Here is a 21,263-nt window from a genome sequence, read left to right on the forward strand (position 1 = left end):
CACCAAATAGGCAGTAACCATAATTTTGCAAAGTTCTCCTTAGATATCTAAGGTGAGTTTGACTGCCTAAATTTAGAACTTTTATATTCGTCAGGTTTAAAAGATGGTATTCGCTTAATCAGAATAGGTAAATTATTTTGCATGATATATTCTTCAACATTATTTGACTGTTGATCATAACCAAGACAAATAACATCTGGTTTGTATTCGCCAATAACGGTTAACAGGTCTTCTTTATTGCCGAGAACAACTTTTGTTGGAATTTCAGAGGCTTCAACCGCTTTTTTACGTTCTTGTTCTGATTGTTTTGGGAGAAAACCCTTTATTTTTTTAACAGTATCATCTCGCGCAATAACTACCATCAATTCATCACCGTATGATTTTGCCTGCTGGAGATAATACCTATGACCTTGATGAAATAAATCAAAAGTCCCAAATGCCATAACACGTACCATAGATCCTTAAATGAGATAATTATTTAAAAAAGTTGTTAATACCTGGAATTCCGTCACCATATAGTTACTAAATATCTCAATTTTCTCGTCTACATAATAATCTTTAAATACGAGTAGGTATTTGCCCATAATAATCAGAGTAATATATCACAAGGGGAGATATTTTTGAGGTGTTGGTTAATGAAAAAATCTGGTGTAGTCAAGTTATTTGCGGTAGCATTAGTGCTTATTTTTCTTATAGGATGCAATCAAACTAATAAAGAGATCGAAGATTTGAAAAAAGAGGGTGAAAAATTATCTGATTCTATCAATCAAGCAACACAGGAAACTCAAAAAGAACAAGAGAACGATAATAAGAAAAGCGATGCTGCAGAAGCTCTTGATCAAGAAAAAGAAAAATTGAAAAAAGAATTTGAAACCGTTGATAAAAAAGAACAAGAAAAAACTAAACAACAACTCATTGAAGAATTAGGAGATCAAGCAGTTGATATGAAAGCCAGTGAAGTAATTTCTAAAACATACTATGCAGGTGATTTTATCAAACTCGTACCTGTTGCTACAGATTTAGACGGTGATCATGTGCTGTTTAGATTCAGCCATCCCCTCGATGCAAAAGGCGAATGGCAGACAACAAAACGCGATGTAGGCGAATATCTTGTCACCGTTGTTGCCTCAGACGGCAAAAGCAAAGTGCCAAAACAAGTAAGATTAATTATCAAAAATAGAAATGCTGCTCCAGAAATCCAGCTGAACGATATTACGGTAAAAGAAGGAGAAAAAGTTGTCTTAAAACCTAAAGTTACTGATCCTGAAGGAGATTCAGTAAAAATAAGTTATTCGGGCTGGATGAAAAGCGCTGAGTATCAAACAACATATACTGACGCAGGCAAATACACAGTCATTGCAGCCGCCCAAGATAGTCAGGGCAATAAAGGAACTAAAGCAATACAAGTTACTGTTCTTGATGTAAACAGAGTTCCACAATTAATCCGAGCAGTGCATGATGTTATTGTAGTGCGGGAAGGAGAGACTATTGATTTAAAACCAAAAGATTCTCTCAGTGATGATGGAATCAAATATACCTACTCGCCACCGTTCAATGATCAAGGAACATGGACACCAGGAGATGATGACGCTGGTGAATATACTACAACAATTACTATAACTGATGGCAACACGACAACGTCAAAAGCAATTAAACTAAAAGTTGAAGCTAAAAATCATGCTCCTGTATTAAAACCAATGCAAGACTGGTTGATTCAAATGGGTGAAACATTCACTGCGCGGCCAGAAATTTCAGATTCAGATGGAGATACAATTACTTTAACGTATTCAAAACCCTTGGATAATAATGGAGTTTGGAGAACAAAACCAGGAGATAATGGTGTGTATAAGATAACCGTAACAGCTTCAGACGGCAAAGAAGAAGCAACCCAGACCTTTAAATTAACCGTAAATGCGCCGCCTGAATTTATTATTAAGTAATGTTAATTTTACTGAGTAAAATTAACGTTGAGGGAAAGAGTGTTAAGAGCTCTGTTCCTTTTTTTCTTTTTAGTTTATTACATGAATTATTTCTGGTATTGAAACCTTTGCAAAGTTCTCTATTGAAACAAATATAATACCAGACATAAATAACTCATAAAAATTGTTATGTCTGGTAAACATTAGTAAGCGATTTATTTTATGATTTACTTTTGTCGCTTACTAATAAATCAAAAAATTTATATAATAGTATAACTTATCAAGTTATATAACACCATAAGTTATAATATAAGAAGGTATAAGAGATATAATGCAAAAAAATAAAGGCAAAAAGGGATTAACGCATATTCATAGAATTAATGAAAAGCAAGTAGAATACAGAGATGTAACGTTGAAAGAAGCACAAGAAATGATCGAAAAGATTGGAAAGAATTTAACAGAATATGGGTGAGCATTATGCAAATTAAAATTGTTGAAAATATCAAAAATGAAATGGAAAAAGATATTCAAAATATAGAACAAGGAACAGCTTATCCTAAAAAAAAGATAGTTATGACTCCAGAAACCTTTTCAAAAGTATTTACACCGCAAAGAATTAGGCTATTAATGGCAATAAGAAAAAACAACATTAAGAGCATATCTGAACTAGCTCGGAATCTTAAAAGAAAGTTTGAAGCTGTTCATAGAGATATATCTTATTTAAAAGGTGTTGGACTAATTGCATTAGTTAAACAAAATAACAAAGTAATTCCAAAAGTATATGAAACTATAAAAATCCCTGCAATTGCATAAGGCTCTGGTGAAAATCTTTCAGGTTTTATTAAAAATTACTATTTTTAATCCCTGAGATCCTTCGGATTCAGGTAGCGCCAGTTCAGCTTCATATGTGACTAAACATTGGATTTTTCTCTCTGAAACCTCGAAAAATCCCCGATGTTGACTAAGAAGAGCTTCACAAAATAGGCGCTAAAACTATACGAATCAAAGAAAGATTGAATAATATTTGACTTTCTTTGATGGTATATTGCTACGCAATACATTTTCACCAGAGCATTACATAGGTTAACTTTTTAAAACAAACCGCTTTTTATAAGTATTATGAGCTTATTACCGTTTGAAAAAGAAGAACGAACCATATTTGTAAGAAAAGAAGCAGAAACTTCACCTAAATATGGCTGCAAACCTGAACAAAGATCAACTGAAGAACTAATTGATTATGGCGTTGTTAATATTGATAAATGCGCAGGTCCAACTTCTCATCAAGTTTCTGCTTATGTTCAAAAAATTCTTGGAATTACAAAATCAGGGCATTCTGGAACTTTAGACCCTAATGTAACAGGAGTTTTACCGGTAGCGCTTGGCAGAGGTACTCGTGTGGTGCAAGCATTGCTGACTGCAGGAAAAGAATATATCTGTTTAATGCATCTTCATAAAGAATTATCCGAAGATAAGATTAGAGAAGTGTGCAATTTATTTGTTGGCAAAATAAAACAAATGCCGCCTATTAAATCTGCCGTTAAAAGGCAATGGCGATATAGAAAAGTATATTATATCAAGATTTTAGAAATTAAAGACAAAGATGTTCTCTTCTTAGTTGGCTGCCAGGCAGGAACCTATATTAGAAAATTATGCTCAGATATTGGCCAAGAAGTTGGTGGAGCGCACATGGCTGAATTACGCAGAACAAAAGCAGGACCTTTTAATGAGCAAACTGCATTCTGCACTTTGCAGGATTTAACTGATGCATTTCATTATTATAAAGAAGAAAAAAATGATACTTATTTGCGTACATTAATTCAACCTATTGAAAAAGCAGTCGAGCATTTGCCTAAAGTTTGGGTTTTTGACCAAACAGTGAATACCCTCTGCAATGGCGCAAGCTTAAAATGCCCTGGCATAAGCAAAGTAACTTCAAATGTTCAACTTGATGATCCCCTTGCTGTAATGACGTTAAAAGATGAGTTGATTGGCTTAGGAAAAGCAGTAATGATCAGCAAAGATATGCTCAGTGACAAAGGCATTGCTGTTAAACTCGAGCAGGTATTTATGAAATCAGGAATCTATCCCAAATTTGAGAAGATTAAAGAAAATAAGGATGTTGAATAATAACAAACTATATTAACACTAACATTCTCGATTACCTATGCTAAGCTTTGAAGAACTTAACCAATTTAATTGGTTTATTTTTGAAGATGATATTCTCGGATCAGAACAATTGTATCCTGAATCAATTCGATCAACAGCAGAAGAATTTCTTGAACTTTTAAATACGCCTGCTGTAATTGCCTTAACACTTCAATTTAAAGACAAATATATTGGGAATATTATTGGCTGCCCGTTATCAGCTGATGAAATTAAAGAATTTGGATTGGAAACAACGATCACTAAACACCCTTCAAAAATAATGTATTTATTCAATTATGTTATTGACAAGAATTTTCAAGGCAATGGTTATGGACAGGATTTGTTATTAGCATTCTGTAAAATTGCAAAACAGCGAGGCTATGAAACAGTTATGGGGCATTTTCGAAAAAATGAATCTTTGCTAGTAGCTAAAAAGCTTTGCGCCGAAGAAAAGAAAGCTTTTCCTAATTGGGAGAATACAGGAGAAGAGTACATTTTATGTGAATTGGATTTGAATAAGATTGAAACAGTGTAGAAAATCCCCCCTATTCTTTTCGAAGATTTCGAAAGAGTTACATTTTATTTTTAAACTGTTCGGAAACTTTACAAAATTCTCGGAAACGTTTACGGATTTTTCGGAAATATTAATGATTTTTTCAACGTAGGTTTTTTAAGGAGTTCGTGAACAAGAAGTCTATGGATTTTAATAATAATGACAAAATCGATGATAAAACACAAGATTTAAATACATATGTTGATGACATATGTTTAGACATACTTCCTTTAGCCACTTATAAGGGACTGAAAGTATCTTGTAGTAAAAGTGCTTTACGAGAGCTGACTAAACATGAGAAAAATATTGAGGATATATTAGAAATACTTCATAAAGGGTATGAAGCACCAAGGAAAAGAAAGAGAAATACTATAGAAAAATGGTTGAATAAAGGGAATAAAACATACAATGTTGTTATTGTTCAAGATTATTTCCGCATACTTAATGAAAAAGTATGGTTAGTAACACACTTTGGAAAATTTACCAGGAAATTACTATGAAATGCCAGACATGTAATAAACAAATGAAGTATAAAACTAATCTACGATTTAATCAGTATACTTTGCGAGGATATAAATGTTCTTGCGGTGAAGAATATTATCATCCAGAAGATACTCAACGAGTCTTAATGATGAATAAACTGCAGAAACAAGCAATAAAAGCAAAACTAGGCAGAATTAGAAGCAACCTTATTCTAAGATTGCCTAAAGATGTTGAAACAGCATTAAATTTCCATGAAGGTGAAAAAGTTATTCTTAAAATAGAAAAAGATTGTTTGAAAATTAAACCATGTGTTTAAGACGGCTCCAGTGAAAATCTCGGCATAGCCTCGGTTTTGGTGCCGTGATTATCTCACCTATGTTAACAAGGAAAAAATTCCCATTGGAATTTCCTTTTTTCCCACATATCAATTAGAAAGATAATCACCAGCATGGCACCAAAAACTACATTTTCACCGGAGCCGCTTAAGACTATATCTTTATTTGATCATATTTATCAACAATAACATCTGCTCCTCGCAAATGTTCTTTAGTAAATGTTGTTGTCAACGCAACACATTTCATTCCGGCATTTTTTGCTGCTTTAATGCCATTAGGCGAATCTTCAATTACGATACAATGTTCAGGTTTAACTCCTAACTGTTCTGCAGCGAATAGAAAAACTGCAGGATCTGGTTTAGGAACATGATTGACATCTGCAATTGAATAAATATTATTATTAAATAATGAATATATCTTTAACTTTTTTTCAATGAGATCTATAAACATCTGGCCTGATGCAGTTGCAACGCAAGTTTTAAGCTGCTGTTGCTTTACTTTTTTAAAAAACACTAAAAAACCAGGAATAAAATCAATCTCTTTATTGTAATAATCCATAACTAATTTTCTTCGCTCATCAATAAAATCATCAATCTTAATATCAAGATCATAATAATCAAGCAAAATACCGCAGCTTTCTCTAAAGCCTTTTCCAACACACATTACTTTCAGTATGTCTCGCTGGTAGTTTTTACCATACTTTTTAAGAGCTTCAGCAGTAGCTTTGTCCCAAATACCTTCTGAGTCAACAATCACTCCATCCATGTCAAATATAACTGCTGTTATAACCATAACAATCAACTTTTGCATCTTGTTATACATTTTCTACAGAGCCATTAATACCAACTGTGTAGAAAATCTCGGCATAGCCTCGGTTTTGGCATCAGTTCGGCTTGTGATATACTTGCTTTATTGGATTTTTCTCTCTGGCACTCCGAAAAATCCCCACACATGACCTTGAAGAGCCTCACAAAAAGATGCCAAAAACTACATTTTCTACACAGCCATTAACACCAGTATATTTATAAAACTAACCCTATTTTTCTCTCTTATGCATAAAGAAATTGTTGATAGCAAAGAACCAAGCAAAGAAAAGTTTGAAAAAGCAAAAGAAAGAGTATTTTTAAAACCAACTGCTACCTTAGATGAATGGATTAAAGTAAAAGGGTATGACTTTGAAAAACCATTTGCCATTGATGCGTTTCTAGACAGTTATTTTACTACTGGTTTTCAAGCAACTGATTTGCGATTAGCCATTGAAATTTGCAGAGAAATGCGTAAAGACAATGCTACCATCTTCTTTGGCTTTACTTCAAATATGGTAAGCTGTGGATTACGGGAAATAATTGCCTATCTTGTCAAACATAAACTAATTCATGTACTTGTGACAACTGCTGGAGGCATAGAAGAAGATATTATTAAAACAAAAAAGTCATTTGTTATTGGAAGCTACCATACACCAGGAAATGTCTTGCTTGATCAAGGAATCAATCGAACAGGAAATCTATTCATTCCCAATGACCGATACCTTGAACTGCACCGTTTACTTGAACCATTTTTTATGAGATTATATCACCAGCAAAAACAAACAGGCAAGATAATTAATACCAAAGATTTTATTTTCGAGCTTGGCAAAGAAGTCAAAGATGAAAATTCTATTTATTATTGGACAACAAAACATAATATTCCTGTATTTTGTCCTGCATTGACTGATGGAGCTATAGGAGATGCATTATATTTTTTTAAGAAAAAATATCCTGATTTTAAAATTGATATGGCAGATGATATTGTTGCAATAACTGATATTGCGCTCAACGCTGAGAAAACAGGTATTATTGCGTTAGGCGGAAGCATGCCAAAGCATCATATTGCTAATGCAAACTTGTTTAGAGAAGGAGCTGATTACGCAGTCTATATCACGACAGCAGCAGAATATGAGGGTTCAAATGCAGGAGCAAATATTGAGGAAGCCAAAAGCTGGGGCAAAGTCAAATCAAACGCGCCAAACGTTAAAGTAAACGGCGAAGCAAGTATTTTATTTCCCCTGCTTGTAGCAGGAGCATTTAGAAAAGAGCTTGATTTAGATCATACTAAAAGTATTTGGACGGAAATTAAGGATAAAGAATTATAATATGAATAAGATGATACCTATGTTCTTACCTCACGAAATATCTGGAATAAGACAAGAGTTTGAAAGACGTGGAGTATATGGAATAGTTAATGGTTATGCCGGCGGAGTTAAAGCAAATGGATTAACCAGTGAACTTCAAGGTATTGGGTTTGATGTTTCTTCACGTCAAGAACATACTTCTTTATTTGCCACCCAAGTTGCTTGCAAAAACCCAAAGCTTGTCACTATTGTTGGCGGCGATGGAACATTGGAAGTTGTTGTTGGAGCATTAGTAAGAGAATTCCAAGATGCAGGAAAATCACTTGAATCAATTCCACCAATTTATCCCTGTCCATTAGGAACTGAAAATAAATTAGCTGCAGAATTAAAACTACCCGGGCATAGACTACATCCACAACGGCATAAACGTGCATTACTAGGTTTACTTGAATACGTAGCTTTGATGGAAGATGGTGATAAAAGAAGATTATCTTGGAGAACATTTAGAACAGTGCCTATCAATGTTATGAAAGTAACGTTAAATGAAGGTGCCTATATTAAACCAATGTATGTAACTGATTTTGGTTTTGGCATAAGCTCAAGATTAGTGAGTTCAGGTTATGGTGTTGGAGAAGATGATTTTGATCAACATACAGGAAAACTTAAGCCAACTACTAACAGACAAAGTTCATTAAAAACTAACATCAGAGCGTTTCTTCAAGGATGTCATGATGTTGTCAGAAGAGAAGGCATTGCTGCGCCAGTCAGTATTGATCATCTTACTTTTGAACAACATAGATTTGGCGACAAAAAACAAGATGACAACATAACAAGCTATGGCGGCTTTGTTTCAACAGTAAGAGAATTATTGTTTGGATTTTCTCCATTTTATGCAGTGCAGTATGGCAGCGGCAGAGCACAAACAATTATTGTACAATCACATCCAGGATGGTTAATCCCCCAAATCCCTTCAATATATTTTGGATGGAAATTACGAGGAGATGTTACTAATGAACTCGCCACTTATTTGGAATTTACTTTTAGCCAGCCTGAGATGGTACAAGCAGCTGGTGAATTATATCGCGTTGAGAAAGTTTCTATCCAAGTTCTGCCAGAACCATTGATTTTTGTCACGCGACAAAGGAGAGGATATCTTGAAAGAAATGTTGTTGCCGGAAGAAAAGCACAGTATTTTTGAATATAAAGGCCAGTAGTTAAATCCGGTCATAACGCTTGGCTGGCAGCCGAGAGGCTTCGGGTTCAAATCCCGACTGGTCCATTTCTTTGATTTGAAGCCGCAATGTAGAAAATCTCGGCATAGCCTCGGTTTTGGCATCAGTTCGGCTTGTTAAGAGTGCCATTTGAAGCAAAAAATTTATAATATGCTTATACAAAGTATCATTATGAGCCCAAAAGATAAAAAACAAGATACCTATAACTACAAAGGGTGGCTGCATTCAGATTCATTTCTAAAAAGAGCATTTGCTGTCTGGGGGCATTTTATAACAGCGCATTTGATTATTATTTTTGGTGTTATGATATCTGTAGGTATAATTTTTCTCTTAATAGCACTTTTAGGATGGCTGGTTAAGTAATCTTATGAGAACTTTGCAAAGTTTTCTTATTTCACTTCGTTCTTCGCATCAACCGTAAATAACACATTATCTCCATCAACATCAAACAAGCCTAATCGTGCGCCTGCATCAAGCCAGCCATGTGCATAATTTAATGCTGCGAATGCATTGACTATTTCACCTTTTTTCTTAAAATGCTCTGCATCATCATAATAACGTTGCGCCATATCCAAGAAATCTGCTGCAGCCGCTTTCCAATCTAATTTTTCCTTTGCATTTTCTTTGCCTATTTTAACTTTTTTCAAAGCTCTGCCTGTTATATCAAAGTATTTTGTTAATTTCTCTTCCTTGATAAGATTTGTTTGATGATTTGTTTTATTCATAATTAACCTACTCATAATTGTGTATTTATATTTTTTAACAAATTACAAACTATGATATAATGCTTGATAATCAAAGGTTCGCTCATGCTCTTTTAATATCGTTGCATTGCCGGTGATCACTGCAATCCTTGATCTAAGGTTTACACTCCCTGGGTGAATGCTTCTTGCTTGATATACATTAGGTACATAAACAACAACTTTTCCGTAGTTATTACCCCTTATTAAACCTCTCATTGGTGCAGCAGTTATGACCATAGCATCAAAAGGTCTTTGAAGATCAAAATGTTGACCAAGTACCTCTTCTAAACCATTTTTAGGAACAGCAACATCAAGCTTTTTTGCTCCAATTGGAGGAGAATTTCGAGTTCTCACCCTAAAAGCATATTCATCAGATTTTCCACCTTCGATAGTAATGGGAAATGAATATGGTCCAGGTATTCTTATTCCTTGGATACTGTTGATATCACTTAGTTGCTCTTCGTGGAGATGAGGGAAAAACAACAAGTATATAGGATTAACTAACCTAATTCCAAGAGTACTTAATGGAAAGCATCTCATCGCTGCTTCGTCTGCTGCATTTTGAGCATAAGCTTCCTGAACTAACTCAGGAATCTGTGATGGATTAAATAGAGACGACGAAGCTCCTGATAATTCTTGTCTTGTTGAACCAGCACCAAAATCAACTTCAATAACTTTTCCATCTCTACCAGTAATTCCTCTCGCCATACAGGTAAGAATAATTATCCAATTTAAAAATATTAAGTTAATTATATATTATTATTAATCATTTATTATCAGTTAACATTAATGGTGGATTTATATGAAGCACGTAACAATCATTATGTTGTGTTGGCTGTCTTTCACCAGAAACTAATTTTCTATAACTATCACCTTTCATCACCCATGTTTGTACTAAAACAGGTTGTTGATCAATCGGCAGCACTGCTAATTGTGGCAAAACTTGTAATAATGTTGAATCAGCTGGTGTTCCTTCGCTTGCATAAACTCTTATTTCATTTTTACCTGGTTGAGGCAAAGTTCCATAATAAACTAGTTTATGCGGTTTGCCTTTAGGAAGCGTATTTGCATCAGCTAAAAAATGATTAGGAATAGTAAAATATTCCGATAAAACCTTTTGATCTAATGCTTGTTCTAAAAGATAGATTGCTAACATTACTTCTCCAAATGGAGTATATGTTCGTCCTGGCATTAGATTATCAGCAACTGTTTTGAGAATTCCTGCTTTATTCTCACCTAAATGACCATTAATAACTACGCGAGCTGTATCAACAAATAAATCTTCAGTCATTTCGCCCCTTGTTTGAGGAGTATGTTGTAGATAATCAAATATTTTATCAACTAATGTAGGTGCTTCACGCTGAAGTTCTTGTTTAACTTCATCAGGAATAACTCTTAGAACATCAGCAGAACCTGCCATCATTTTATGAAGCGCTGATTCTCGTATTATGCGATAAAAACTTAGAGGATAGATAATATGTTCCAATGATTGCCTTGCCAAGGCGCATGTTGGATAAATTGCAGTAGGATCATCATTATTTGCAGATGTTGGCTGATAAGAACCATTAAGAGAAGCCTCACATAATCTCCTTCTTAATACATCTGGATCACTTTTTCTTCTATTAACTTCATCAATGATTTGTTTTACACGAGGACTTATCAATGCATCAATCATACACTCAAGAAATAAACAACTGTTTAAAAAGTTTTTTCAGAAGTTGGCTTCATCCAAAAAATGGCTGCCGCCAGGTTAGCGCCTTCGAAACTTTGCATATTTCAATCGCATAAACGGTCACGCTCCGAAGGAGCCGTCCCTCTGACCTCTTTAAACCGGTACTGTAAAGAGTTTCGACCTGAGGGCAAAAAACATATATATCATCCATTTCAAATGAAACCCATGATCACAAAATCAAGATTAGCAATAGAATTAAGCAAGTTAAATGTATTTCGAAAAGCTAATATTACCTTGGAACAATATCCAACAGACTCTGAAATTGCTGCATCTGTATTATGGCAGAGTTATATGCAAGGAGAACTTCAGAATAAAATTGTTGCTGATTTAGGTTGCGGCACAGGAATATTAGGCATTGGAGCATTGTTGTTAGGCGCAAAATATGTTTATTTTGTTGATGTTGATAAAGAAGCATTGCTTGTTTTGAGGGAAAATCTTAAACGCCTGTGTATTGAGAAAAATCAGTATAGTATCCAACACAAAGATATTCTTCAGTTTAAATCAACAAAGAACATAGATTTAATTATTCAAAATCCTCCTTTTGGCACGAGAAATAAGCATATTGACAAAGTCTTTTTGGAAAAAGCAATGAGTTTAACAAAGATTATTTATTCATTTCACAAATTAACAAGCAAGCAGTTTATTGCAGCGTTATGCAAGGACCATAATTTCTCAATTAAAGATATTATTGAGTTTGATTTTCCCTTAAAATACAGCCAGAAATTTCATAATAAAAGGATACAATATATTGCAGTGGGATGCTGGAAATTAGTTAAGGATAGTTAAAATACCTTATTGTATCCCCACTAATTTAATATCAAAACTTAAACGTTTTCCTGCTAGTGGATGATTAAAATCTAAGGTAACTGTTTCCTGATTAAAATCCTTGACAACTGCCTGAAAAGCAATGCCATTCTCACGCTGCATAGCAATAACTTTGCCTTTTTCTAAGACAAATTCTTTTGGAATAGATGTTCGAGGAATCACTTGCACATATTCTTCTTTTCTTATACCAAACCCTGATTCTGGTGTCAAAAGAACTTGTTTAGCTTCACCAAGCCTCATTCCTTCAACTGCAACTTCCAAACCTTGTATTACTTCTTTTTTTCCAAGAGTAAATTCTAACGGTTGATTATTAGGGGTGTTTTCAAAGACTTGACCATCGTCTAATCTTCCTGTTACAAGAATCTGTACCTTATTGCCATAGCGCGCAACTGGCTGAGGTCTTCGCATTTTAGAGATAAGAGTTTGTTTATTTATAAGTTTTTTTCCAAATGATAACTACACAGCAAAAAAAACAAAACTTTTATAAAGACTAACTCTTCTCAATAAGTAAACATGTTATTTCTTATGAAATCTCATATTCACTTAAAAGGGTGATAGTATTATGGAAGAGAGCAATATAATGAATTTAGGAACTACTACTTTAGGTATTGTTTGCAAAGACGGCATTGTTATGGCTGCAGATATGCGGGCAACTGCCGGCAATTTAATTGTTAACAAAAGAACTGAAAAAGTGTTTCCTGTTGCGAAGAATATGATTGTAACTATGTCTGGAACAGTTTCTGATGCGCAATTATTAACGAGACTGTTAAAAGCTGAAATCTCTTTAAAAGAAATCAGGAATGGCAGAGAAGTAAATGTCAAAGAAGGCGCTAATTTATTAGCGGGAATGGTCTATGGCAATATACGAAAAATGTCCATGATCCCTGGAATTTCACATTTTCTCTTAGGAGGAAAAGATAGTGATGGGTTTCATCTTTATGATGTTTTTGCTGATGGATCATTGACTTTAGAAGAAAGTTATGTCTCAAGCGGCAGTGGAAGTGTATTCGCCTATGGAGTATTAGAAGCAATGTATGATAAAAATATCAGTTTAAGCGAAGGTGTTGATCTTGCAATTAAAGCTGTTAATGCTGCATTGCAGCGAGATACTTACAGCGGTAATGGTATTATGGTGTACACCATTACACGAAAAGGAATAGAAAAAGTGCATACTGAAGAATTAGTTATGGAGTTGAAAGGATAATTCTTACTCCACTTGTTTTTTAATCCTGCTTAATGCTTAATTGAATTATATCTACCAAATATAGATTGTATAGATTATATAGATGAGGTCTGAATTATATGGGCACCAATGGAAATGGAATTTCTCCATCAAAAACCAATAAAATAATTAAAGAGATTTTAAAAAATCTCCCTGAAAATAAAATTTCTGATGTCGCATTTGAAGGAGCAAATATAGTTGTGTATACTAAAGACAAAGAGTATCTTGCTAATAATGAAGGCACTATTAAACAAGTTGTTGATTTAATTAAAAAACGGGTTGAACTGCGGCCAGATCCTGATATTTCTCTTGATGCAGAAAAAGCAGAAAAAATCATTAGAAAATTAATCCCTGAGGAATCTGAAATTGCGCAGATTATTTTTGATAAACCGCGAGCTAGAGTTATTATTGAAGTAGATAAACCAGGATTAGCTATTGGAAAACAAGGATCAATCTTGAAAGAAATTAAAGAAACTACTTTCTGGATTCCATTAATTAGAAGAACACCTCCGATTAAATCAAAAATCATTGAGAATATTCGAGCTGTTATGTATGAAAATGCTGAATACAGAAGAAAATTCTTGGATAAAGTAGGGCATAGAATTTATGACGGATGGATTAGAGAAAAAAAGCATGAATGGGTAAGAGTTACGTACTTAGGCAGTGGAAGGCATGTAGGAAGATCATGTATTTTTTTACAAACGCCAGAATCAAGAATCTTATTAGACTGCGGGATTGATGTTTCACAAAGCGATTCTGAAGCATACCCTTATTTAGATGCGCCTGAGTTTAATATCCAGGATTTAGATGCAGTAATTGTCAGCCATTCACATCTTGATCATTGCGGATTTGTGCCTTATTTATACAAATATGGCTACCGCGGACCTATGTATTGCACTCCTCCAACAAGAGATGTTTCTGCACTGCTTGCCCTTGATTTTGTAAAAGTACAGCGCAATGATACTGAAAAAGATCCTTTGTTTAGCACAGATGATATCAAACAAATGGTGTTGCACACTATTACGATAAATTATGAAGAGGTTACTGATATCACTCCTGATATTAGAATCACTTTTTACAATGCAGGGCATATTTTAGGCAGCGCTATGACGCACATTCATGTTGGCAATGGGTTGCATAATTTAGTCTATTCAGGAGATATGAAATTTGCTAAAACACATCTTCTTGATCCTGCAGTAACTGACTTTCCTCGTCTTGAAACATTGATGATTGAAAGCACTTATGGCGGAAAAGACAATGTTTTGATGAGCAGAAAAGAATGTGAAGATATCTTTATCCAGAAAGTAAATGAAACCTTTGCCCGTGGAGGCAGGGTGTTAGTTCCTGTATTAGGAGTTGGAAGAGCGCAAGAAGTTATGCTTATATTAGAATATTATATGCGAACCGGCGCTTTAGAAAAAGTGCCGATATTTGTTGATGGGATGGTATGGGATGTTACTGCCATTCATTCTGCGTATCCTGAGTATTTGAATAGCAATGTCAGATCCCTTATTTTCCAACAAAATGAAAATCCATTCTTGTCTGAAATTTTTAAGCGAGTTGGATCAGGCAAGGAAAGAAAAGAAGTTATTGAAAATGAAGGAAAATGCGTTGTCTTAGCAACATCCGGCATGCTGCAAGGCGGACCATCTGTTGAATATTTACGGGAATTTGCAAGCTTCAGCAAGAACACACTCTTTTTTATGTGTTATCAAGCTGCCGGAACTCTCGGAAGAAGATTGCAGCAAGGCGAGAAAGACATTACCTTTGTCGTAGGCAGCAATAAAACTGAAACCATGAATGTAAAGATGGAAATAGTAACCCTTGAAGGATTTACCGGCCATTCAGACCGGAAGCAATTAATGAGCTATGTCCACAAATGCAATCCACGGCCAAAAAAGATTTTGATTAATCACGGCGAAGTTTCAAGATCATTAGATTTAGCTTCTTCAATCTATCGCGTTAACAGAATAGAAACAGCTGTTCCAAAGAATTTAGAGACGGTAAGGTTGAAATAGATATTAAATGTGATGAACAAAGATGAAATTATGAATAAATGTCAGAAAGATATATTAAAAACAACGGTAGTTTGGTACGGGATTAAAGGGATTATATTATTGCTTGTATACGTTTTGTTAATTAAACAAATACTACCTTATGTAAATCCAGGAGTTTCATATTTGATTAATATAGCTTATGCATTTGTATGTCTTTTTGTTCTTTTTTCTATGAAAGGATTGGAGATAAATGGACTTGTTTCATATAAAAAATAATTTTAAGTATCATATTTATTTCAAACTTCCATTAAACAAATCATATCGCATACTTACATGATTATCTTTTCGCGTATACTTATCATCAAGATTACGTACAAAACCAAACTGTTCATACCACTTTACTTTGTTTGGATAAGCATCAACAGTAATAAATCGTACTGCTATCATTTCTGAACAACCCAAGACATACCCTATTGACCACTTCAATATATTTGTACCAATGCCTTGTCTGTTATAGTTGAAATCTCTTCCAATTCGAGCAATTTTAATAGCTGGAAACTCCTGTATTGGTTTCTCTTGAAAATGATGATCCTGTTTTTCTTTAAATTTTAATTTGATGGAATCAGCTGCAGCAGAGAAGAAACCGATTACTTGTTCATTATAAACAAAGATTGTAGTTGTCGCTAATTTATTATCTTGATAAGTTATTGCATCGTTCTTCAAAAAATCATTTATATCTTGATCACCACAATCAAATTTTGATAGATCAAACAAACGAGATAATCTAACTGCTTTAACTTGAGAAAAATCTATATCCAAGAATATCACTTTGTTTTTGAATAGATCATTTTACATTCTTCTAAAAATTTTTGCTTGTGATGATTATACTTAACACTACTGATATCTTTTAATAGTTTTTCAGCATCATTACCTTCTAATATAGGCGTAGGTTCTATTGGTTTTGACATATAATCACCTCATTGGGTATTTAACTTACCAATTATATAAACTTTTTTGTTTTAAAACACCAAAATATTAACAAAATATTATAAATAATACTCTATTACTACTATATTATGACATTTTTACCAACTACAATCCAAGAAGCAAAAAGATATTACCAACAGTTCACTAGTTTTGATGTTATTTTTATCACTGGAGATCCTTATTATGATCATCCCTTAAATGGCACTGCATTATTAGCAAGACTCCTTGATAAAAAAGATTACAAAGTAGGCATTATTCCACAACCGCAAACTGATGCTGATTTTTCAAAGCTTGGAAAACCAAAATATTTTTTTTGCATTAGTTCTGGATTGCTTGATTCAATGCTTGCAAATTATACACCTATGCTCAAAAAAAGAGAACACATCCATGTTCCAGAACATGCAGTTATTACCTACACCCACACCATAAAACGCTTGTTTAAAGAAAGCACTACCGTGATTGGAGGCGTAGAAGCAACGATTAGAAGATTTGCTCATTTTGACTATGTTGAAAACAAGCTTCGAAGAGGAATCTTGAATGATAGTAAAGCTGATTTTCTTATATTCGGCAATGCTGAGCGATCATTGCTTAATCTGTTGGAAGCATTAAAAAATAATAATAATAATAATAATAATAACATGAAGCGTATTGACGGTATTGCTTTAAGAGTTAAAAAAGAAGACTTGCCTCATAACGTAAGATTTTTGCCAAGCTTTGAAGAACAAACAGCTGATAAAACAAAGTTTAACCTCGCTGCAAGAATACAATTTCTCTTACCTGACGATCCATTTATTGAACAAACAGGACAAGGTTATATTCTTCATAATAGACCAGGTCATCCTTTAAATGAAGAGGAAATGGATTATGTCTATGAGTTACCATTTACTAGAAAATTACACCCAGCTACTATTGAGTTTAATGCTATTCGAGAAATCGTTGAGTTTTTAGATTATTCTGTGGTGCTTGGCAGAGGGTGCTGGGGCGGATGTTATTTCTGCGTTATTCCTTTAGTCCAAGGAAAGAATATTGCAAGGAGAAGTAAAGAAGGCATTATTAAAGAAATAAAACAATTACAGCAAAAAAAAGTCAGCAAAATAAATGATTTAACCATGCCAACATTAAACATGTATGGAAGTTATTGCGCAGTTTATAATGTTCCTGAACAAATCTATTCACCAATTCTCAACCAGCAGATTACCGTGTACAACAAAACACAATATTGCAATCAACAATGTGTTGGCTGCAAATATAGAAAACTCCGCGACGATTTAATCCCTCTTCTTGAAGATGTTGAAAAACTAAACATCAATTTAGAGTTACGAAGCGCTATTCGTCATGATATAATTCTTGATCAGAAAAAATTATTTAGAAAGATTATGCAATTTGTCACCAGGTTAAAAATAGCGCCTGAGCATATTCGAGATACTGTATTAAAAAATATGAATAAATCAAATAAAAAAGCATTTGATGAATTTTTAAAAGAATATGAGCTCATTAATCGCGAACAGCATACTCATAAGAAATTAGTGCCTTATTTTGTCGCAGCCCATCCTGGCTGCACTGAAGAAGATATGAAAGCATTGAAGGAATATTGCAAAAAGAACAATATCTTTATCGAATTAACGCAAGTATTTACTCCAACACCAGGGACAGTCTCAACTGCAATGTATTATAGCGGCGAAAATCCCATTTCACGAGAAAAGGTGCATGTGCCAAGAACATTTCGAGAGAAAAAAGATCAGAAGAATATATTGTTAACTATCAGCAATAATACTATTCAAAGATTTCAAAGACCTCATAAACCTCACGAAGATGATGAAGATAGTTTACCACAAAATGATGAGAATGGATAAGATAAGAGGTAATTAATAGAAGAGATAAATAAAATAATTTCACGAAATTTGGTTTTGTCCCGAATCTCGGCTAACGCCTCGGTTTTGGTGCCGTGATTATCCCACGGGTTTATAAGAAGGAAAAAATTCCCATTGAAATTTCCTTTTTTCTCGATTATTTATTCTTAAGATAATCACCAGTATGGCACCAAAAACTTCATTCGGGGCAAAACCAAGAATATAGGTGCTAAAACCTCAGACTTATTACGTACATTCGACAAACACTTTATCTCCCCTGATTTCTACTTTGTAACAGGCAACTTGCTGCCCAGGAGGAAATACACTTTTTCCAGAAATAACATCGAATTGCCAACGATGTAATGGGCAAGTCACTACATTTCCTTTCACTTCGCCTTCACCTAACGGCCCTTGACGATGAGGACAAGCATTATTAATAGCATATATTTCTCCCTCTATCTTAAATAATGCTATTTCTTTATCACCAATATCAACAACTTTCGAACCACCTTCAGGAATTTCATCAACTGAACATACTTCTTCAATATCAGACATATAATCACCTCACTGCTTCTGACAATGTCATCTGCTTATTTTTATCATCTGATTTTGTAAGATGAGTCAAATCATCAAGCATAGTATCTTCTTCTTCAAGAGTTTCCTGTATCTCCCTTGCCCGCACAAGAACAGCTTCTGGCAATCCTGCAAGTTTAGCTACATGAATACCATAACTTTTATCAGTACCGCCAGAAATTAATTTTCTTAGAAAAATAATAGAATCCTCGCATTCTTTGACGGCAATATTATAGTTTTTAACTCCAGGATAATCACCTAATTTTGTTAATACGTGATAATGGGTGGCAAACATTGTTTTTGCTTTTATGTTTTTACTAATATATTCTGCCACACTCCATGCAAGGGCAACACCATCAAACGTGCTTGTCCCGCGACCAATTTCATCCATAATAATTAATGATTTTTCAGTTGCATTGTTCAAGATGGCAGCTGTTTCATTCATCTCTACCATAAAGGTTGATTGACCATGAGTTAAATCATCATGCGCCCCTACGCGCGTAAAAATTCTGTCAACAACACTTATCTCTGCTTTTGCTGCAGGAACAAAACTCCCTATTTGAGCCATTAAAACAATTAAAGCAACTTGTCTCATCACGGTTGACTTTCCAGCCATATTTGGTCCAGTAATAACCATCAGCTTTGTTTGATCATTAAGAGTAATGTCATTAGGAATAAATGTTTCTTCTAATTCTTCTATAACAGGATGGCGTGATTGTTCTAAATACAGATCAAAACAGGCATGATCGAGCATATTTGGCTGCACATAGTTATTATGAACTGCAACAGTGGCAAAACTCTGAAGGACATCAAGTTCACCTATTGCTTGTGAAGTTTCCTGAATTTGCTGAGTAAACTCCATTATTTTATTCACTATTTTTTGAAATAGCTCGTATTCAATAATTTTAATCTTCTCTTCTGCGCCAAGAATTTTTTCTTCATATGCTTTTAGTTCATGAGTAATAAAGCGTTCGCCATTTGCAATAGTTTGTTTCCTGATATAATGATTTGGAACCATGGTTAGATTTGTTTTGGTAACTTCAATATAATACCCAAAAATATTATTAAAACCAATTTTTAATGATTTTATACCTGTTGTTAAACGCTCTTTTTCTTCAAGATTTTTTATAAATTCTTTTCCATGACTGCAAATATCATGCAATTCGTCAACTTCTTTATTATAACTTTGTTTAATAATTCCCCCATCACGTATGCTGATCGGAGGGTCATCATTAATTCCTGCAGCAATGAGATCGGTAACTTCTTTGAAATCATCCAAGGAGATTATTTTTTTAAACAATGTTCCAGCAATTGCCTGCAGCAATTGCTTTATTTCAGGAAGTGCAGAAAGAGAGTTTTTTAAAGACAATAAATCTCTTGGATTTGCATTGCCATAATTAATACGTGAAATAAGCCGTTCAATGTCGTTTATTTTTTCAAGCTGGTTGATAATATCTTTTCTTAATAGTATATTCATATATAATGAATATACTCCATGGTGGCGTTGACGTATTTCTTCAAGATCTAACAGAGGATGCAACATCCATTTTTTTAATAATCTTCCACCCATCGGTGTCTTTGTTTTATCCAAAACACCTAATAATGTAGCATGTGTTGTTTTGTCACGAATATTTTCTAACAATTCTAAATTAAAGATTGTTGCCTTATCACAGATCATAAATTGATCTGTGGTATAATAACTTATTTTTTTAAAATGAAGAAGGCTTGCTTTTTGTGTTTGTTTAAGATAATATAACAATGCTCCTCCTGCGCTTATAGCAAGAGACTTATCTTCGAGAGCAAAGCAATCTAAAGATAATACCTTGAAATGCTCAACAATAGTTTTATAACCAAACTCTCTTAAAAAATAACGGTCATGATAGGGATTTATAAAAAAAGTTCTTTTTAAAAGTAAAGGAAATTTCTCATGATATTGTTGAGACTGCAAAGTTTCAGGAAACAAGATTTCTGCGGGATTTATTCGGGTAAATTCATGCTCTAATTGCTCGGATAGTATTTCAGTGACGATAAACTCACCTGTTGAAAGATCTGCAACAGCTAAACCTACTAGTTTGAATGTTGCATCCGGACAAAATGCTACAAGGTAATTATTTTGTTTTTCAGTCAGCATCGTTGATTCAATAATAGTTCCAGGGGTTACTATTCTTACTAAACCTCTTTTAACAACGCCTTTTGCTTGTTTCGGATCTTCTAACTGTTCAACAATGCCAACTTTAAGCCCTGCTTTAATCAGTTTAGGGAGATAATTTTCCAATGCATGATAAGGAATGCCTGCTAAAGGCACTGGATTTTTAGTGCCGCGCTTTGTTAAGGTGATATCAAGAACTTTTGCAACCATCACTGCATCATCGTAGAACGTTTCATAAAAATCACCCATTCTAAAAAGAAGAATACAATCAGGGTTTTCGTCCTTTACCTGCAAAAATTGACGCATTGCTGGTGTTATTTCTGCCCTATCAACAAAACTCTCAACAAACCCCTTTATGGCACCCATACTAACATGAAAAAGAGCATAATTTATATATATTTTTATTTG

General features: G+C 34.1%; 25 protein-coding genes and 1 tRNA gene. 16 read left to right on the forward strand and 10 right to left on the reverse strand.

Annotated elements, in window-relative coordinates:
- Positions 1-47: 47 nt before the first annotated feature.
- Positions 48-455: an adenylyltransferase/cytidyltransferase family protein gene (locus HYY69_03700; protein MBI3032554.1), complete on the reverse strand. Its 408-nt coding sequence runs from the start codon at positions 453-455 to the stop codon at positions 48-50.
- A gap of 180 nt (positions 456-635) precedes the next feature.
- Between HYY69_03700 and HYY69_03705 the strand changes: the two genes are divergently transcribed.
- From HYY69_03705 to HYY69_03735, 7 genes are all read left to right on the forward strand, one after another.
- Positions 636-1,940 carry an Ig-like domain-containing protein gene (locus HYY69_03705; GenBank protein ID MBI3032555.1) on the forward strand — a complete coding sequence of 435 codons (1,305 nt, stop codon included), beginning with the start codon at positions 636-638 and terminating at the stop codon, positions 1,938-1,940.
- A gap of 310 nt (positions 1,941-2,250) precedes the next feature.
- Positions 2,251-2,391, forward strand: coding sequence for a hypothetical protein (locus HYY69_03710; protein MBI3032556.1), 141 nt, complete (start codon positions 2,251-2,253; stop codon positions 2,389-2,391).
- A 5-nt stretch (positions 2,392-2,396) separates the two neighbouring features.
- On the forward strand, positions 2,397-2,732 hold the full coding sequence (locus tag HYY69_03715) for a hypothetical protein (protein ID MBI3032557.1): 336 nt from the start codon (positions 2,397-2,399) through the stop codon (positions 2,730-2,732).
- A gap of 306 nt (positions 2,733-3,038) precedes the next feature.
- Complete coding sequence (locus HYY69_03720) at positions 3,039-4,046, forward strand: RNA-guided pseudouridylation complex pseudouridine synthase subunit Cbf5 (protein ID MBI3032558.1); 1,008 nt, start codon at positions 3,039-3,041, stop codon at positions 4,044-4,046.
- 37 nt (positions 4,047-4,083) lie between these two features.
- On the forward strand, positions 4,084-4,599 hold the full coding sequence (locus tag HYY69_03725; GenBank protein MBI3032559.1) for a GNAT family N-acetyltransferase: 516 nt from the start codon (positions 4,084-4,086) through the stop codon (positions 4,597-4,599).
- A gap of 146 nt (positions 4,600-4,745) precedes the next feature.
- Positions 4,746-5,117 carry a hypothetical protein gene (locus tag HYY69_03730; protein ID MBI3032560.1) on the forward strand — a complete coding sequence of 124 codons (372 nt, stop codon included), beginning with the start codon at positions 4,746-4,748 and terminating at the stop codon, positions 5,115-5,117.
- On the forward strand, positions 5,114-5,416 hold the full coding sequence (locus HYY69_03735; GenBank protein MBI3032561.1) for an AbrB/MazE/SpoVT family DNA-binding domain-containing protein: 303 nt from the start codon (positions 5,114-5,116) through the stop codon (positions 5,414-5,416). Before HYY69_03730 ends, HYY69_03735 begins: the two co-directional genes overlap by 4 nt.
- A 172-nt stretch (positions 5,417-5,588) precedes the next feature.
- On the opposite strand, the gene HYY69_03740 is transcribed toward HYY69_03735, so the two are convergent.
- Positions 5,589-6,227 carry an HAD family phosphatase gene (locus HYY69_03740; GenBank protein ID MBI3032562.1) on the reverse strand — a complete coding sequence of 213 codons (639 nt, stop codon included), beginning with the start codon at positions 6,225-6,227 and terminating at the stop codon, positions 5,589-5,591.
- A 259-nt stretch (positions 6,228-6,486) separates the two neighbouring features.
- Here HYY69_03740 and HYY69_03745 point away from each other — a divergent pair, with 259 nt between their 5' ends.
- From HYY69_03745 to HYY69_03760, 4 genes are all read left to right on the forward strand, one after another.
- Positions 6,487-7,566, forward strand: coding sequence for a deoxyhypusine synthase (locus tag HYY69_03745; GenBank protein MBI3032563.1), 1,080 nt, complete (start codon positions 6,487-6,489; stop codon positions 7,564-7,566).
- Position 7,567: 1 nt separating this feature from the next.
- A complete protein-coding gene (locus HYY69_03750) occupies positions 7,568-8,743 on the forward strand; it encodes a hypothetical protein (GenBank protein ID MBI3032564.1) in 1,176 nt (391 codons plus the stop codon).
- A gap of 6 nt (positions 8,744-8,749) precedes the next feature.
- A tRNA-Ala gene (locus HYY69_03755) sits at positions 8,750-8,824 on the forward strand.
- A gap of 124 nt (positions 8,825-8,948) precedes the next feature.
- The gene (locus HYY69_03760; GenBank protein ID MBI3032565.1) at positions 8,949-9,140 is read left to right on the forward strand and encodes a hypothetical protein; all 192 of its coding nucleotides are present in this window, start codon (positions 8,949-8,951) and stop codon (positions 9,138-9,140) included.
- 26 nt (positions 9,141-9,166) lie between these two features.
- Here the strand turns inward: HYY69_03760 and HYY69_03765 are convergent, their stop codons facing one another.
- From HYY69_03765 to HYY69_03775, 3 genes are read right to left on the reverse strand one after another with little or no spacing between them, the layout of a single operon-like run.
- Positions 9,167-9,502 (reverse strand): DUF357 domain-containing protein, encoded by a 336-nt coding sequence (locus tag HYY69_03765; protein MBI3032566.1) that lies wholly within the window; start codon positions 9,500-9,502, stop codon positions 9,167-9,169.
- A 42-nt stretch (positions 9,503-9,544) separates the two neighbouring features.
- Positions 9,545-10,228: a hypothetical protein gene (locus HYY69_03770; GenBank protein MBI3032567.1), complete on the reverse strand. Its 684-nt coding sequence runs from the start codon at positions 10,226-10,228 to the stop codon at positions 9,545-9,547.
- A gap of 58 nt (positions 10,229-10,286) precedes the next feature.
- Positions 10,287-11,195 carry a hypothetical protein gene (locus HYY69_03775; GenBank protein ID MBI3032568.1) on the reverse strand — a complete coding sequence of 303 codons (909 nt, stop codon included), beginning with the start codon at positions 11,193-11,195 and terminating at the stop codon, positions 10,287-10,289.
- 222 nt (positions 11,196-11,417) lie between these two features.
- On the opposite strand from HYY69_03775, the gene HYY69_03780 reads away from it, so the two are divergent.
- The gene (locus HYY69_03780) at positions 11,418-12,038 is read left to right on the forward strand and encodes a methyltransferase (GenBank protein MBI3032569.1); all 621 of its coding nucleotides are present in this window, start codon (positions 11,418-11,420) and stop codon (positions 12,036-12,038) included.
- Between the two features lie 6 nt (positions 12,039-12,044).
- Here HYY69_03780 and HYY69_03785 read toward each other — a convergent pair whose 3' ends face one another.
- Positions 12,045-12,485 (reverse strand): FKBP-type peptidyl-prolyl cis-trans isomerase, encoded by a 441-nt coding sequence (locus HYY69_03785; protein MBI3032570.1) that lies wholly within the window; start codon positions 12,483-12,485, stop codon positions 12,045-12,047.
- Positions 12,486-12,639: 154 nt separating this feature from the next.
- Between HYY69_03785 and HYY69_03790 the strand changes: the two genes are divergently transcribed.
- The 3 genes from HYY69_03790 to HYY69_03800 all read left to right on the forward strand — a co-directional run bounded on the left by HYY69_03790 (position 12,640) and on the right by HYY69_03800 (position 15,572).
- The gene (locus HYY69_03790; GenBank protein ID MBI3032571.1) at positions 12,640-13,281 is read left to right on the forward strand and encodes a proteasome subunit beta; all 642 of its coding nucleotides are present in this window, start codon (positions 12,640-12,642) and stop codon (positions 13,279-13,281) included.
- Between the two features lie 98 nt (positions 13,282-13,379).
- The gene (locus tag HYY69_03795) at positions 13,380-15,317 is read left to right on the forward strand and encodes a beta-CASP ribonuclease aCPSF1 (protein MBI3032572.1); all 1,938 of its coding nucleotides are present in this window, start codon (positions 13,380-13,382) and stop codon (positions 15,315-15,317) included.
- Positions 15,318-15,347: 30 nt separating this feature from the next.
- The gene (locus tag HYY69_03800) at positions 15,348-15,572 is read left to right on the forward strand and encodes a hypothetical protein (protein MBI3032573.1); all 225 of its coding nucleotides are present in this window, start codon (positions 15,348-15,350) and stop codon (positions 15,570-15,572) included.
- Positions 15,573-15,587: 15 nt separating this feature from the next.
- Here the strand turns inward: HYY69_03800 and HYY69_03805 are convergent, their stop codons facing one another.
- Together HYY69_03805 and HYY69_03810 are read right to left on the reverse strand one after the other, a co-directional pair.
- Complete coding sequence (locus HYY69_03805) at positions 15,588-16,115, reverse strand: GNAT family N-acetyltransferase (protein MBI3032574.1); 528 nt, start codon at positions 16,113-16,115, stop codon at positions 15,588-15,590.
- Positions 16,116-16,120: 5 nt separating this feature from the next.
- The gene (locus tag HYY69_03810; protein MBI3032575.1) at positions 16,121-16,264 is read right to left on the reverse strand and encodes a hypothetical protein; all 144 of its coding nucleotides are present in this window, start codon (positions 16,262-16,264) and stop codon (positions 16,121-16,123) included.
- Between the two features lie 108 nt (positions 16,265-16,372).
- On the opposite strand from HYY69_03810, the gene HYY69_03815 reads away from it, so the two are divergent.
- The gene (locus HYY69_03815; protein ID MBI3032576.1) at positions 16,373-18,136 is read left to right on the forward strand and encodes a YgiQ family radical SAM protein; all 1,764 of its coding nucleotides are present in this window, start codon (positions 16,373-16,375) and stop codon (positions 18,134-18,136) included.
- A gap of 243 nt (positions 18,137-18,379) precedes the next feature.
- Here HYY69_03815 and nirD read toward each other — a convergent pair whose 3' ends face one another.
- Positions 18,380-18,688: a nitrite reductase small subunit NirD gene (nirD, locus tag HYY69_03820; GenBank protein ID MBI3032577.1), complete on the reverse strand. Its 309-nt coding sequence runs from the start codon at positions 18,686-18,688 to the stop codon at positions 18,380-18,382.
- A 4-nt stretch (positions 18,689-18,692) separates the two neighbouring features.
- Entirely contained in the window at positions 18,693-21,221 is a 2,529-nt protein-coding gene (mutS, locus tag HYY69_03825) for a DNA mismatch repair protein MutS (GenBank protein MBI3032578.1), read from the reverse strand.
- Between the last annotated feature and the right edge of the window lie 42 nt (positions 21,222-21,263).

The sequence above is a fragment of the Candidatus Woesearchaeota archaeon genome, from assembly GCA_016192995.1.
Classification (GTDB): domain Archaea; phylum Nanobdellota; class Nanobdellia; order Woesearchaeales; family DSVV01; genus JACPTB01.

Excerpts from the sequence above, each read along its gene's own strand:
- HYY69_03770 (MBI3032567.1), bottom strand. The coding sequence starts at position 10,228 with ATGGCGAGAGGAATTACTGGTAGAGATGGAAAAGTTATTGAAGTTGAT.
- HYY69_03705 (MBI3032555.1), top strand. The coding sequence starts at position 636 with ATGAAAAAATCTGGTGTAGTCAAGTTATTTGCGGTAGCATTAGTGCTT.
- nirD (MBI3032577.1), bottom strand. The coding sequence starts at position 18,688 with ATGTCTGATATTGAAGAAGTATGTTCAGTTGATGAAATTCCTGAAGGT.
- HYY69_03745 (MBI3032563.1), top strand. The coding sequence starts at position 6,487 with ATGCATAAAGAAATTGTTGATAGCAAAGAACCAAGCAAAGAAAAGTTT.
- HYY69_03815 (MBI3032576.1), top strand. The coding sequence starts at position 16,373 with ATGACATTTTTACCAACTACAATCCAAGAAGCAAAAAGATATTACCAA.
- HYY69_03735 (MBI3032561.1), top strand. The coding sequence starts at position 5,114 with ATGAAATGCCAGACATGTAATAAACAAATGAAGTATAAAACTAATCTA.
- HYY69_03740 (MBI3032562.1), bottom strand. The coding sequence starts at position 6,227 with ATGGTTATAACAGCAGTTATATTTGACATGGATGGAGTGATTGTTGAC.
- HYY69_03760 (MBI3032565.1), top strand. The coding sequence starts at position 8,949 with ATGAGCCCAAAAGATAAAAAACAAGATACCTATAACTACAAAGGGTGG.
- HYY69_03785 (MBI3032570.1), bottom strand. The coding sequence starts at position 12,485 with ATGCGAAGACCTCAGCCAGTTGCGCGCTATGGCAATAAGGTACAGATT.
- HYY69_03765 (MBI3032566.1), bottom strand. The coding sequence starts at position 9,502 with ATGAATAAAACAAATCATCAAACAAATCTTATCAAGGAAGAGAAATTA.
- HYY69_03715 (MBI3032557.1), top strand. The coding sequence starts at position 2,397 with ATGCAAATTAAAATTGTTGAAAATATCAAAAATGAAATGGAAAAAGAT.
- HYY69_03795 (MBI3032572.1), top strand. The coding sequence starts at position 13,380 with ATGGGCACCAATGGAAATGGAATTTCTCCATCAAAAACCAATAAAATA.
- HYY69_03810 (MBI3032575.1), bottom strand. The coding sequence starts at position 16,264 with ATGTCAAAACCAATAGAACCTACGCCTATATTAGAAGGTAATGATGCT.
- HYY69_03710 (MBI3032556.1), top strand. The coding sequence starts at position 2,251 with ATGCAAAAAAATAAAGGCAAAAAGGGATTAACGCATATTCATAGAATT.
- HYY69_03720 (MBI3032558.1), top strand. The coding sequence starts at position 3,039 with ATGAGCTTATTACCGTTTGAAAAAGAAGAACGAACCATATTTGTAAGA.
- HYY69_03700 (MBI3032554.1), bottom strand. The coding sequence starts at position 455 with ATGGTACGTGTTATGGCATTTGGGACTTTTGATTTATTTCATCAAGGT.
- mutS (MBI3032578.1), bottom strand. The coding sequence starts at position 21,221 with ATGGGTGCCATAAAGGGGTTTGTTGAGAGTTTTGTTGATAGGGCAGAA.
- HYY69_03780 (MBI3032569.1), top strand. The coding sequence starts at position 11,418 with ATGATCACAAAATCAAGATTAGCAATAGAATTAAGCAAGTTAAATGTA.
- HYY69_03725 (MBI3032559.1), top strand. The coding sequence starts at position 4,084 with ATGCTAAGCTTTGAAGAACTTAACCAATTTAATTGGTTTATTTTTGAA.
- HYY69_03800 (MBI3032573.1), top strand. The coding sequence starts at position 15,348 with ATGAATAAATGTCAGAAAGATATATTAAAAACAACGGTAGTTTGGTAC.
- HYY69_03775 (MBI3032568.1), bottom strand. The coding sequence starts at position 11,195 with ATGATTGATGCATTGATAAGTCCTCGTGTAAAACAAATCATTGATGAA.
- HYY69_03750 (MBI3032564.1), top strand. The coding sequence starts at position 7,568 with ATGAATAAGATGATACCTATGTTCTTACCTCACGAAATATCTGGAATA.
- HYY69_03790 (MBI3032571.1), top strand. The coding sequence starts at position 12,640 with ATGGAAGAGAGCAATATAATGAATTTAGGAACTACTACTTTAGGTATT.